This window comes from Kitasatospora sp. NPDC053308, from assembly GCF_055585785.1.
In genome coordinates this window covers 47255-59579 of the sequence record NZ_JBVJJY010000002.1, presented here as the reverse complement: position 1 = coordinate 59579, position 12325 = coordinate 47255, and the positions used below count along the sequence as shown (strand labels likewise).

Annotated in this window: 9 protein-coding genes and 2 pseudogenes; 2 read left to right on the top strand and 9 right to left on the bottom strand. The window is 75.0% G+C overall.

Features of this window, described 5'->3' with window-relative positions; all coding sequences use genetic code 11:
• Positions 1-71 precede the first annotated feature (71 nt).
• From ACZ6Y7_RS05560 to ACZ6Y7_RS05535, 6 genes and pseudogenes are all read right to left on the bottom strand, one after another.
• The gene (locus ACZ6Y7_RS05560; protein ID WP_465756529.1) at positions 72-872 is read right to left on the bottom strand and encodes a hypothetical protein; all 801 of its coding nucleotides are present in this window, start codon (positions 870-872) and stop codon (positions 72-74) included.
• A gap of 136 nt (positions 873-1008) precedes the next feature.
• The gene (locus tag ACZ6Y7_RS05555; RefSeq protein WP_465756528.1) at positions 1009-3696 is read right to left on the bottom strand and encodes an SdrD B-like domain-containing protein; all 2688 of its coding nucleotides are present in this window, start codon (positions 3694-3696) and stop codon (positions 1009-1011) included.
• Positions 3697-4259: 563 nt separating this feature from the next.
• Positions 4260-4616, bottom strand: a pseudogene (locus ACZ6Y7_RS05550) (aldo/keto reductase); the annotation flags it as partial.
• Positions 4617-4737: 121 nt separating this feature from the next.
• On the bottom strand, positions 4738-5400 hold the full coding sequence (locus ACZ6Y7_RS05545) for an SUKH-4 family immunity protein (RefSeq protein WP_465756527.1): 663 nt from the start codon (positions 5398-5400) through the stop codon (positions 4738-4740).
• A 690-nt stretch (positions 5401-6090) separates the two neighbouring features.
• A pseudogene (locus tag ACZ6Y7_RS05540) lies at positions 6091-6642 on the bottom strand (TerD family protein); the annotation flags it as partial.
• 138 nt (positions 6643-6780) lie between these two features.
• Positions 6781-7980, bottom strand: coding sequence for a cytochrome P450 family protein (locus ACZ6Y7_RS05535; protein WP_465756526.1), 1200 nt, complete (start codon positions 7978-7980; stop codon positions 6781-6783).
• 81 nt (positions 7981-8061) lie between these two features.
• Here ACZ6Y7_RS05535 and ACZ6Y7_RS05530 point away from each other — a divergent pair, with 81 nt between their 5' ends.
• Positions 8062-9351, top strand: a complete 1290-nt coding sequence (locus ACZ6Y7_RS05530) for a pyroglutamyl-peptidase I (RefSeq protein WP_465756525.1) — start codon at positions 8062-8064, stop codon at positions 9349-9351.
• Positions 9352-9405: 54 nt separating this feature from the next.
• Here the strand turns inward: ACZ6Y7_RS05530 and ACZ6Y7_RS05525 are convergent, their stop codons facing one another.
• The gene (locus tag ACZ6Y7_RS05525) at positions 9406-9906 is read right to left on the bottom strand and encodes an inorganic diphosphatase (protein WP_465756524.1); all 501 of its coding nucleotides are present in this window, start codon (positions 9904-9906) and stop codon (positions 9406-9408) included.
• A gap of 116 nt (positions 9907-10022) precedes the next feature.
• Here ACZ6Y7_RS05525 and ACZ6Y7_RS05520 point away from each other — a divergent pair, with 116 nt between their 5' ends.
• Entirely contained in the window at positions 10023-10844 is an 822-nt protein-coding gene (locus tag ACZ6Y7_RS05520) for a hypothetical protein (protein ID WP_465756523.1), read from the top strand.
• A gap of 116 nt (positions 10845-10960) precedes the next feature.
• On the opposite strand, the gene ACZ6Y7_RS05515 is transcribed toward ACZ6Y7_RS05520, so the two are convergent.
• The gene (locus ACZ6Y7_RS05515; RefSeq protein WP_465756522.1) at positions 10961-11389 is read right to left on the bottom strand and encodes a cupin domain-containing protein; all 429 of its coding nucleotides are present in this window, start codon (positions 11387-11389) and stop codon (positions 10961-10963) included.
• A gap of 125 nt (positions 11390-11514) precedes the next feature.
• Complete coding sequence (locus ACZ6Y7_RS05510; RefSeq protein ID WP_465756521.1) at positions 11515-12267, bottom strand: Mut7-C RNAse domain-containing protein; 753 nt, start codon at positions 12265-12267, stop codon at positions 11515-11517.
• Between the last annotated feature and the right edge of the window lie 58 nt (positions 12268-12325).

Genomic DNA, 12325 nt, shown 5'->3' with positions numbered 1-12325 from the left:
CCGGACGTACGGGTTCCGCAGCGTGACCGGATGGCGTTTCCTTCCGGCCACCACCGGATCACCGGGCGTGCTCAGCCCGTCAGCCAGGGGGCCTCAGGGACCTTGGCGGCGGCGTCGCGGGCCGAGAAGTCCGCCGTGGTGGGAGTGCCGAGGCCGGGCATCCGCATCGTGACCCGACGCAGCGTGCCGTCGCCGTCGACCCAGTACGTCAGCGGGGACTTCCCACCGTCAGGGGCCGAGCCCTGGGCGCGCGGGCCGGCGAAGCGGTCGTGGCTCCGGCCGTCGATCCGGTCCCGGCCGAGCCAGCGGGCGCCGGACTGGGCGAGCAGCAGCGGGTTGTCGGGGCGGTCCGCGCCGAGCTGGACGACCAGGCTGAGGCCGGCGTCCAGCGGGTCCGCGGTGTAGGAGCGCGGCGACCAGCCCTGCCGCGGCACGTGCTCGGCCTGCTCCCACGCCGGGCCGTCCACGCCGGCGGGCTCGGGGGCCAGCCCGAGGCCGCCGGTGTCCCAGACGACCAGGCCGTGGTCCAGCGGACCGCTCGCGCCGGTGGTCCGGTAGCGGCCGACGCCCCGGTGGGTGCGGTAGTCCACGACGCCCTCGACCCGGATGCTGACGCCCCCGCCCTCGGCGGCGGTCAGCGTCACCGGCACCGGGCTGGCCTGGTACAGGTTCAGCCGTGACAGGGCCAGCCGGGAGGCCTCGTCGGTGGTCACCGGGCGTTCGACGGCCTCGTCGGAGACCGTCCGGTAGGCGACCAGGCCGCCCGCCGCGGCGCCGCACACCGCGATCGCGACCAGGGCGCGGAGCCAGGGTCTCCGACGCGACCTGCGGGGGGCGGGCTCGGCGGGCTCGGTCTTCCGGGCCGGGGCCATGCGGGTGCCTTCCTCTCGTCTCTCTCATCGGTCGGTCACAGCAGGCGGGCGGGTCCGGGACCCTCGGTCCGCGAACCCGCCCGCTCCGCTGCGGTCACCGGGTCACCCGTGTCGACGGGCTACCCGTCCCGCGGGGCTACCCGTGCCGCGCGGCCCGGCGCCGGCGGGCCAGCAGCACCGCGCCCGCGCCGAGGGCGATCAGCGTCGCCGCGCCGGCCATGGCCAGCGGCATCCCGTTGCCCGCGCCGGTGTTGGGCAGGTGCCCGGGTGCCGGTCCCGGCGGTCCCGGCGGGGCCGGGGGTGCCGGGGGTGCCGGGTTCGCCGTCGAGGTGGTCGGCGGCGGTGTCGGCGTCCCCGTCGGGGTGGGCGTCGGCGTCGGGGTCGGGGCCGGGATCAGCGTGTTGACCGCCGTCACCGACACCCCGTCGTCGAGGTTCCCTGAGTTCAGCACCAGCGGCCCGAACACCGTGACCGCCGGCGCCGCGTAGCCCTCCGGCGGGCTCAGCTCCTGCCAGTAGTAGGTGCCCACCACGCCCTTGCCCTGGCAGAGCCCGTCGGCCCCGGTGGTGCAGGGCTCACCGACCTTGGTGTCGGGCTTGTCGCCGGTCGGCTGCAGCCCGTCGGTGCCGTTTGTCTCGTGCCACAGCTGGAACGTGGCCCCCGCGAGCGGTTTGCCGTCCTGGTCGTGCTTGACCAGGCGCAGCGCGCCCTCCTGCTGACGGAAGCCGAAGTCGTACGTGTGGTCGTTCTCGCCCGGTCCGCCGGTGGTCAGCGCGCGTTCCGGGTACCTGCCACCGGGCGGGACGACGCCCTTGGAGTCGATGAAGTGGTTGTCACCGACGTCGTGTTCGGTCGGCACCCACTGGTACAGCGGGCCGTCCTTGGCGTAGTCGGCCGGGTTGTCCAGCTTGATGGTGTACTTGGTCCTCGGCTTGAGGCCGCCCTCGACGTTGCTGTCGTCGAAGTAGTACTCGCCGCGCGCCGTCGTCTTCGTCGTGCCGACCGGCTTCCCCGACTCGTCGTACAGGTGGACGGTGACGCCGGGAACCGGGCGCTGGCCCGGCAGCTGGAGTCCGCTGCGCTCCGGGTCGTACCAGACCCGGTTGCCGATCTGCAGCGGCGCCTGGTCGCACAGCACTTCGAGGTCGCCCATCGCGGCGCCCTTGCCGAACGGCGGGAGCGGTCCGACGGGGTTGAGGCGCAGGCCGCCGTCGGCCTTGCCGTCGCGCTTGTCGAAGCCCGCGCCGTAGCCGAAGGCCATGCCGTTGGTGTCGTAGCCCGAGGTCGCGATGGAGTCCTCGACCTTGGAGAACGCCATTCCGGCGTTCAGGGCGTTGTTGTGGCCGATGCGGTTGTTGTCGAAGAACCGGGTGCCCCGGGCGGCGGCCCCGCAGCCCTTGTCGGTGTCCAGCACGTAGGTGCCGCCCACCGGGCAGGCCTTGTCGAGATCACCGCCGGGCAGGACGTTGGCCATGGTGCCGGCGGTCGGTCCGGCCGCCGACTGGTCGCCGAAGCGGTCCCGGAAGGCGATCAGCATCGAGCCGTCGGTCTCGAAGGCGATCTCGGCCAGGGCCGGCTCGGGGTTGGCCATGTAACCGGTGCAGGTATGCCCGTTCTGGGTGGCCGGGAAGGTGTCCTGCCACGGGAACCAGCCGGCGCCGGGGCACGGCCCGCCGACCGTGGAGCCGCGCGGGTAGTCGAGCGGCTGGTCCAGCACCGCCGCCTTGAAGGCGCCGGTGGCCGGGTCGAAGGGCAGGACCACGGCCCGCAGGTCCGAGGCCTTGCCGGTGGACTCGCCGGAGCACACACCGCCGAGGTAGCCGGTGCCGTCCTGCAGGCCGAGGCCGTACGGTCGCCAGTCCCCGGCGGCCGGGCAGCCCGGGTCGGGGATCGGGTACGCGGCCTTGGGCTCGGCCGCCGTCGGGCCGGTGGCGTCGTAGCGGTAGAGCTTGCGGTCGTGCAGGTTGACGACGAAGAGGTCCTTGCCGTCATCGGTGATCTTGATCCCGCCGAGGCTCTCCTTGCCGACCGCGGCGAGGAAGGCGTCGTCGTTGCCCGGGCCGTGCGGGGTGGTGCCGGCGTCCGGGACGGTGGTGAACAGCGTGGTCTTCTTCTGCACCACGTCGGTCACGTAGATCCCGCCGGGGCCGCCGGGGCCGTAGGCGGTGGTCCGCTTGGCCTGGGCCGAGGAGAACAGCCGCCGGTCGGCCCGGTTCCAGGCGATGCCGTAGAGGTTGCCGGTCTGGTCGGCCGTGGCCAGGTCGGTCACGGTCGCGTCGGTGCCGGCCACGCCGCGGGCGCCGTACGGGAAGGAGACCAGCGTGCGCGCCGATCCGCCCTCCCTGGGCGCGGGTTGGCAGGTCGACACCAGCGGCGCGTTCTTCTGGCAGTAGTCACCGGGGCTCCACAGGCCCGTGGTGAACTCCACCTTCTTGCCGCCGGAGAGGTCGACGAACTCCTCGTTGCTGCTGAGCTGGTTGGGTGCGCCGGTCAGTCCCTGGCGCGAGGCGAAGGCCGGGAACAGCGCCCCCGGCTTCGGATTCACCACCTGCACCCGGTACGTGCCGCCGGTCGCCTTGCTCGCGGCCGGCGCCAGGGTCACCGTGCCGTCGGCCGCGGTGGTGCCCTCGATGCCGACGCCCGCGTCGTCCGTGAGCGTCACCTTCACGCCCGCCATCCCGGGCTCCAGCGCGGGCGTCCACACGCCGGTGGTGTCCACGGCGCGGATCACCCGGACCGTCACCGTCCCGTCGCCGGTCTGCGGGAACGCCGAGGGGGCCGCGGCCAAGGAGCAGGCGCCGATCGCGACGGCGAGCGCCGCCACGCCGCCTGCGGTGCGGCGGCCGAGCCCATCCGGTCGCCGCCGGTCCGGGCCGCGCGCGGCACCGGCTTTTCGTTCACTTGTCGTCGTCATCCCTGCTCTCATCGTCAGGTTGGGCACTGAACAGTGGAGCCTGCCGCCCGAGCTCGTGCGGAAGTCCGCGCGTGGCGGAAAGCCGCCATTGTTAACGGGAGCTTAAAGCGCCTTCAGACAAGTTCGCAGGAAAACAAGGAACCCTGACGTTTCATCAGACGTTCCGAGCCCGTCGGACCACCCTGCCCCCGCGGCCCGCATCCGGGCCTGAGCAGGACTGACGCACCACCAGGCCGCTGCCGCCGGACCCGGAGAATTCACATGCACCTGTCGACTCTCGAACACAGGTCCCGGCCGGAACTTCACACCCCGCACACCAACCCACCAACCCCGCCTCCACCTTCCGCCCCACTCCGCCCCGGCGCCCGACCCCGGCCGCGGCCGCGGCCGACGACCGACTCCCGGCGCGACCCCGGCAACCGGCCCCCGGCGCGCCCCCCGGCAACCGACCCCCGGCGACCGACCGGCACCGCTCAACCCGCGAGCGGCGGGTTGAGGCGGGCGAAGGCCTCCTGGCGGCGGTACGGGAAGTACGGGTAGGGCGCCGTTCGGGCGCTGGCGGCGTCGAGGCGGGCGACCTGATCCTCGGTCAGGGACCAGCCGACGGCGCCGAGGTTCTGGCGCAGCTGGTCCTCGTTGCGGGCGCCGATGATGACGGAGGAGACGGTCGGACGCCGCAGCAGCCAGTTGATGGCCACCTGGGGGACGGTGCGGCCGGTCTCGGCGGCGACCCCGTCCAGGGCGTCCACCACCCGGTGGAGCAGCTCGTCCTCGACCGGCGGGCCGTAGTCGGCGGTGTCGTGGAGGCGGCTGTCGGCCGGGAGGGGGCGGCGGGACGGCGGGCCAGGGCGACCGGGAGGGACCGCAGTCGCCGGGAAAGCGAACGGCCGCACCACGCAAGCGCGTTGTGCGGCCACCGCGGACGGACGGAGAGGACGGAGGGGACGGAGGTCAGTCCTCGTCCGGCTCCTCGTACTCGTCCCGCAGGTTCTCCACCAGGCTGCACCAGAGGTCCGACTGGTCCGGGCCCTGCCCCAACCGGCCCACCAGCGCCTCGAACTCGTCCAGTGCGGCCGTCGCGTCGCCCCCGCAGATCCGGTCCTCGAAGCGGGTCAGCAGCGCCAGCGCGCCGATCAGCTCGGGCAGCGAGTCGGCCGCCCAGCCGCCGTAGCCCCGGCCGTGGTCCCAGCCGTCCGCGTTGTAGATCCGGACGCCGCCGGTGTCGGCGGACACCATCAGGTGCCACTGGTCGAACGTGCCGACGCAGTACCCCCAGTCGGTCGGCGGGGTCTCGTCGTCGGGCCTGCGCACGCCGAACAGGTCGTCCAGGTCCGCCTCCCACATCCCGCGGGCGGGCAGGTCCGTGGCGTCGTAGCCGATGAAGTCGATCCCGACGGCCGGTACGCCGACCTCGCGCAGGAACGCCCGGGTCTCGCGCGACGTCAGCTGCTCGGGCAGTGATGCGGGCCGCCACAGCGTGCCGGGGCCGAAGCAGGACTCCAGCCAGGCCGCGGTGGGCGTGCGTGCGGCGGCGAGCAGGTCGGCCTCGGTCGTGGACGTAGACGTGGACGTGGACGTGGGCGCGGACGTGGTCGTGGGCGTGGACCCGGTCATCGGTGCGTCTCCCCCGGTCAGAGCGGTGTGCCGACGCCATTCAAACGCACCGCACCGACGGCGAGGGCCGCCGGGGTGATCCCCGACGGCCCTCGCGGAGCCGCGCCCCGGCGGCTCGACGGTCTAGAAGATGCCGTCGTCCTCGTAGTAGTTGTTGACGACCACCTCGGGCCCGTCGTCGTCGAACGCCTCGTTGAGCAGTGCGCCGCCGACCAGGCCCGCCGCGCCCGCCCCGATCAGGGCGCCGGTGCCGAAGCGCCGGCCGCCGCCCTGGGCCTGCTGGCCGGGCCCCTGCGGGTAGCCCTGCTGAACGGGCTGCGGGTACCCCTGCTGGACCGGCTGGGGGTAGCCCTGCTGCGGCGGGGTGTACAAGGGCGGCAGGGTGGTCTGCACCCGCTGGGCGCAGGCGGCGCAGGTCTCGATCTGGCGCGGCACGCCCCACTGCGGCGACCACAGCACCGCCGTCGTGCCGGCGCCGTGCGAGGGGTCGAAGAAACACGTCACGGGGTAACTCCCTGCTGCTGGCTGGATCTGCGGTACGGCGGACGTGGTGGCGGGCGCCGCCGGAGCGGGCACCACGGGCGTGGCCGCCACCGGCGGCGCGGGCGGCGTCGAGGGCAGGGCGGGCTTCACGGCGGCCGGGGGCGGAACCGACGCCGACGCCGGCGGGACGGCCGGGGCGGGCTGCAGGACGTCCACGCCGAAGTCCGCGGCGATGCCCGCGAGCCCCGTCGCGTACCCCTGCCCGACGGCCCGGAACTTCCAGTCGGCGCCGTGCCGGTAGAGCTCGCCGAACACCATCGCCGTCTCGCTGCCCGCCTCGGGCGCGATGTCGTAGCGGGCCACCTCGGCCCCGCCGTCCGGGTCGGCGATCCGGACGTACGCGCCGCGGACCTGCCCGAAGGTCTGCCGCCGCTGCGCCGCGTCGTAGATCGCCACCGCGAAGACGATCTTCTCCACGTCGGGGGAGACCTCGGCGAGCCGGACCTCGATCTGCTCGCGGTCGGCGCCGCCGCCGGAGCCGCCCTGGTGGCGGACCGAGCCGTCCGGGCTCCGCAGGTTGTTGAAGAAGACGAAGTTCCGGTCCGAGCCGACCTTGCCGTCCGCCCCGCACAGCAGTGCGCTGGCATCCAGGTCGTACCCGGCCGCGGCCGTCCAGCCGAGGCCGACCCGGACCACCCCCAGCCCGGGGGCCTGCTTGCCCAGGGAGACGTTGCCGCCCTTCATCAGGGCCACACTCATGGGACTTCCTCCACGACCGTACGAGTACCGCTGTTCGACCACGACAACGCTGTCGTACTCGCGCCGGTTCCCGCCCCGGACGTCGAGATCGCAGCGGGGCGGAACCGCCCCGCGCGCCGCTGCCGGACCGGCCCGGGGTCAGTACCGGACGGGCAGTTCCAGCAGGCCACGGGCCCGCAGGGTGGGGCGGTGGCGCAGCCGCTCGACCGGCACGTCGAGGGCCAGGTCCGGGAAGCGGCGCAGCAGCGCGGTCAGCGCGACGGCGGTCTCCATCCGGGCCAGCGGCGCGCCGAGGCAGTAGTGGATGCCGTGGCCGAGGGCGAGGTGGCCGGATTCGGGGCGGCGCAGGTCGAGCCGGTCGGGGTCGGTGAACCGCTCGGGGTCGCGGTTGGCGGAGCCGAGGGCGAGCAGCACGGTCTCCCCGGCCGGGACGGTGACGCCGCCGATGGTGACGTCCTCGCGCGGGAAGCGGCGGATGGCCAGCGGGGCCGGTCCGTCGAAGCGGGCGAACTCCTCGACGGCGTCGTCGATCAGCTCCGGTTCGGCGCGCAGGGCGGCCAGCTGGTCGGGGTGGGTGAGCAGGGCGAGGACGGCGTTGGCGATGAGGTGGACGGTGTTCTCGTAGCCGGCGAACAGGATGAGGAAGGCCAGCGAGGTCAGCTCGTCCTCGCTGAGCCGGTCGCCGTCCTCGCCGGGCTCGTCGTCCCGGACGGCGATCAGGTCGGAGAGCAGGTCGTCGGCGGGTTCGGCGCGCTTGCGCGCGATCAGGCCGCCGAAGAAGCCGAGCATCGCCTGCACGGCGGCCCGGGTGGCTTCCGGCCGCTCGGGGTCGGGGGTGATGAGGGTGTCGGTCCAGGCGCGGAAGTCGCGCCGGTCGTCCTCGGGGATGCCGAGCAGGTCGCAGATGACGGTGATCGGCAGCGGACCGGCGTACGCCGCGAGCAGGTCGGCGCGGCCCGCCGGGGCCATGGCGTCGAGGAGCTGCTCGGCGAGCTTCTCGATCGGGGCGCGCAGGGCGGCGATCCGGCGCGGGGTGAAGGCCCGGGAGACCAGGCGGCGGATCCGGGTGTGGTCCGGCGGGTCCATGTTCAGCAGGTTGGCGTCCAGCGCGGGCGGCAGGGCGAAGCCGCGGTAGTTGCCGGGCGCGGCGTGCGCCTTGTCGAGGGCGAGTCGCGGGTCGGCGAGGGCCTGGCGCACGTCCGGGTAGCGGGTCACCAGCCAGAAGGGCAGGCCGTCCGGCCCGACGACCCGGTGGACGGGTGCGTCGGCGCGCAGTCGGGTGTAGCCGCCGTACGGGTCGGCGATCAGGGTGTTCAGGGTGAGGTCGGGCGCTGTCACCCGGCCAGCCTACGGGGCAGTGGGACGGCGGGCCGGCGGCACTCTGGCGGGGCGTCAGGCCCGGACCTATTGTCAGGTGACATGACATTACTTCGCCGTACCGCCGGACTGGCCGCCGCCCTCGCCGGAACGCTCGCCGCGCTGCTGGCCCCCGCCGCCGCCCAGGCCGCCCCGAGCGGCTGCCCCGTCGCCGGCACGGCGGCACCCCGGGCCGGGCAGACCACGGCCGCACCGCTCGACGCCGAGCAGGCCCGGCTGCAGGACGCCCGCACCGAGGCCTTCACCGAGCGCTCCGGCCTGCGCGACCTGCTGCACGGCTTCACCGCCGCGCTGTGCGCCGCCCGCACCGCCCACCGCGCCGAGCGGGTGGTGGAGGTCTGGGGCCGGGCGCTCTGGCAGGCCGGCGTGGACCGCGCCCAGGGCCGGCGGCCCAGCGGCGACCTGCCCGCCCTCGACGACCGCCCGCTGTACTGGACCAGGCTCGCCATGACCGTCCGACTGGCCGACTGGCAGCCCCGGTTCGCCGTCGACCGCGCCGGGCTGCGGGCCCGCTTCGAGGACGCCTCACGCGGTCTGGGCGACGGCTTCAGCGCCGAGCCGGGCCTCCGACGGATCTTCGTCAGCGGCTTCGACCCGTTCGGACTGGACGGCGAACCGCGCCGCGCCAACCCCTCCGGCGCGGCCGTCCTGCAGCTGGACGGGCAGCGGATCACCCTCGCCGACGGCAGCACGGCCGAAGTGCGGGCCGTCGTCCTGCCGGTCCGCTACGGCGACTTCGACCGGGGGATCGTCGAGCGCGCCTTCGGCCCGCACCTGCAGCCCGGCCCGCAGGCCGCCGACCTGATCACCAGCATCAGCCAGGGCTACCCCGGCATCTTCACCCTGGAGGCCTGGGCCGGACGCGCCCGCTCCGCCGACCCGTACCCCGACAACGTCGGCGCGCTCTCCGGCGGGACCACCGAGCACCCGGTCGACGCCCCCGGCCTGGCCGACGGCCCCCAGTTCATCCGCACCACCCTGCCCACCGACGCCATGACGGCCGTCCAGCAGCCCTACCCGGTGCTGCTCAACACCCCCGTCACCGAGATCCCGGCGGGCGCCACCGAGCCGGTCGAGCGCGCCGACGGCCCCACCCCCGGCTCGCGCGCGGTCGCCGGCGGGGGCGGCGGCTACCTCTCCAACGAGGTCGCCTACCGCTCCAACCGCCTGCGCCTCGACCTCGCCCCCGGCCTGCCCGGCGGCCATCTGCACACCCCCGTCCTCACCGGCCTGCCCACCGACCCGAGCCTGCTCACCGCGCCCGAGTTCGAGCGCAACGAGGCCGCCATCGCCGACCAGGTCCGCGCCGTCCTGAGCGGCGCCCGGCTCTGAGTCCCCGCCACCCCGGGGGCGCGCCGGCCGGCGGCGCGCCCCCTGCGGACCTCCCTACGCCGGACCGGCGAAGCGCGTCCCCACCGCCCGGGCGCGGGAGGCGGCAATCTCGACGTGGGCGGCCTCCCGGTCGGCCCAGTGCGAGCCCTCCACCGACGTGCCGCGCTCCAGGTCCTTGTACACCCGGAAGAAGTGGGTGATCTCCAGCAGGTCGAACTCGGGCAGGTCGCCGATGTCCTGCAGGACGGCGTAGCGCGGATCCCGGGCCGGGACGCAGAGCACCTTCTGGTCGGGGCCGCGCTCGTCGCGCATCACCCACATGCCCACCGCACGGCAGGTCAGCACACAGCCGGGGACGGCCGGTTCACCGCCGAGGACCAGGGCGTCCAGCGGCTCGCCGTCCCCGCCGAGCGTGCCCTCGACGTAGCCGTAGTCCGTGGGGTAGCGGGTGGCCGTGAACAGGGTGCGGTCGAGGCGGATCCGGCGCGCCACGAAGTCCATCACGTACTTGTTCCGCGACCCCTGCGGGATCTCGATCATCACCTCGAACTCCACCGCGGCCTCCTCCTCGGCTCCTGGGGAACCCCCGGATTCCCGGAGGAATTGTCGTCCGTTCGGACGCCCACCGAAACCGGCTCCGCCGTTCAGCGCAGTCCCCTATCATCCGGGCCATGGGGAGCTGGCGAGTCACGGTCGTGGACCAGGAGCGCAGGAGGGGCGAACGGCCGCAGGGCCGACCGCCCGGTCCGCTGGCCCGGCGGGACGGGCTGGAGGTGCACGCCCGGGACGGCGAACTCAGCTGCGTCGACGCCACCGGCCGGGTCCGCTGGCGACAGCCGTGCCCAGGGCGCCCGAACGCGGCGCACCTCTCCTCCGGCCGGGTCCTGGTCACCACAGACTCCTTCGAGTACACCGCCTGGGGCCATCTCGGCCCCGCCCTCCTGCTGGACCTCGACGACGGCTCCCTGGTCGCCGAGCTGCGCGGTGAGCGCGGCGCCGCCCTCGGCGGCGGGCGCTTCGTCCTCGGCCTGGAGGGCTACGGCACCTTCGACAGCTGGGCGTACGACCGTGACGGCACCCTGGTCGACTCCTGGCGCAGCTACGGCCACTACGTGGTCGGCAGCGGTGTCCGCGTGGTCGAGACGGACCGCCGCCTCCGGACCGAGAGCCGGGTGGTGCGGCTGCTCCCCGGCGGCCGGATCGAACGCGGCCCGCTGCTCACGGACGGGCAGGCCGCCGAACCGCTGGTCCTGCCCGACGGCACCCTGCTGATCCTCGACGGGGGCGTGCTGCGCGCCGTCGGCCGCGACCTGGACGACGCCGTCCTCGCCGAGCTGCACCCCCTGCCCGTCGACCAGCAGCACCGCTTCACCGGCTCGCTCCGCCGCACCGCCGCCGACCGCGTCGAGGCGACCCTGGTCGAGCGCCACCCCACCCGGATGGGCAGGTACACCGCCCACGTCTGGCACCTCACCCTGCACCCGCCGTACTGAACCGCACCGGGCCGTACCGGGACCGGCGCGCCCGGCCGCCGGAGGCCGCTCGGCCGGGCGCCCGCCGCCTCGGCTCCCGCCGGGCGGTCGGCGGGACCGGCCTCCTCGACCGCCCGTCAGCCTTCGGCGGACGCCTGCCAGGGGCCCTCCTCCGGGCGGGCCTCGCCGTCCGTCCCGGGCCAGGGCGGCATGGTGACGGCGGTGATCCGCAGCGGCCCGTCGGAGTCCTCGTCCGCCCGGAACTGGAAGGCGGTGCCGAGCGGGATCGACGCGGCGGTGCCGGGCGTGAGCCGGACGGTCTCCTCCCGCGCCCCCTGGCGCCGCCAGAGCGCGCCGCTGCCCGCCGTGACGTGCCACAACTCCTGCACGGTGGCGTGCGAGACGGCGCGGCTGACCTGCCCGGGGGCGAGCGCGAACACCGCGAGGCTCCCGGCCCCCTCCAGGACCAGCAGGGGGTACACCGCGGCGCCGTCGGGGGCGGTCACCGCGGGGGCGTGCTCGACGTCCCCGGTCCGGAAGGGCTGCTGCCCCGGTCGCTCGCTCATCCGACGGCCTGGTCCTCTCTCGCGTCATCGAGTGGCACTGGGTCGCACGGGGCAGCCGGTCCCGGCTGCCCACCGCCGATGGGACCACGGCCACCCGGTCGCCCGCCAGAGCGCCCGACCGGCCGCTACCCGGACACGGCCCCGAGCCGCCCCCGGTCCTCCCCGAACTCGCGCACCGCCTCCGTCACGATCGCCTCCAGCCGGGCGTGGTGGGCGCCGCGCCAGTAGGCCTGGCCGCAGTCGGTGCACTGCGCGAAGGCGTCGTAGGAGCGCTCGGTGCCGTCGTGCAACTGCTCGCGCACCGAGGTCTTGGTGACGGTGCGCAGCGTGCCGTTGCAGGTGGTGCAGCGGCTCCAGGGGGTGAGCGGCGGGGCGAAGCGGGAGAGCACGTCGCGCAGTTGCTCGGCGGGGCGGTGGCTGTAGACGTAGGCGCCGGCCCACAGTTCGCGGCGGCGCAGCAGGCCGCGGTCGCGGGAGAGCAGGACGCGCTGCTCGGCGGCGGAGCGGGCGGCCAGCGCGGCGTCGCCGATGTCGGGGTTCTCGTACGCGGCGTCGACGCCGAGCAGGCGCAGGCGCCGGGCGAGGGTGCCGAGGTGGACGTCCAGCAGGAAGCGCGGCGGCGCGGGCATCGGCTGCGGTCTGGTCACGGCCTCGACGGTGACGTGCTCGCCGTCGGCCGGCACGTGCGCGTCGGGGACGGCCCGGCCGTCCACGCGCAGGACGCCGACCTCGGTGAGCGGGACGCCGAGGGACTCCACGACGTGGCCGAGGGTGGAGGTGCCGTCGGTGCGCAGCGCGGTGCGGCCCGCACGGCGCGGCGAGGAGACGAAGAGGTGCAGCTCAGGGGCGAAGTCGAGCCAGATCTGGGGTCGGTCCACGCGGCCAGCATGCCAGCGGGCGGCGCGCGCTCGCCAGCGGTTTCCGGCAGTCGCCCGC

What these genes read in the sequence shown, in the direction of transcription:
- ACZ6Y7_RS05545 (WP_465756527.1), bottom strand. Translation starts at nt 5,400, where the DNA reads ATGACCGGGTCCACGCCCACGACCACGTCCGCGCCCACGTCCACGTCC.
- ACZ6Y7_RS05520 (WP_465756523.1), top strand. Translation starts at nt 10,023, where the DNA reads ATGGGGAGCTGGCGAGTCACGGTCGTGGACCAGGAGCGCAGGAGGGGC.
- ACZ6Y7_RS05515 (WP_465756522.1), bottom strand. Translation starts at nt 11,389, where the DNA reads ATGAGCGAGCGACCGGGGCAGCAGCCCTTCCGGACCGGGGACGTCGAG.
- ACZ6Y7_RS05530 (WP_465756525.1), top strand. Translation starts at nt 8,062, where the DNA reads ATGACATTACTTCGCCGTACCGCCGGACTGGCCGCCGCCCTCGCCGGA.
- ACZ6Y7_RS05560 (WP_465756529.1), bottom strand. Translation starts at nt 872, where the DNA reads ATGGCCCCGGCCCGGAAGACCGAGCCCGCCGAGCCCGCCCCCCGCAGG.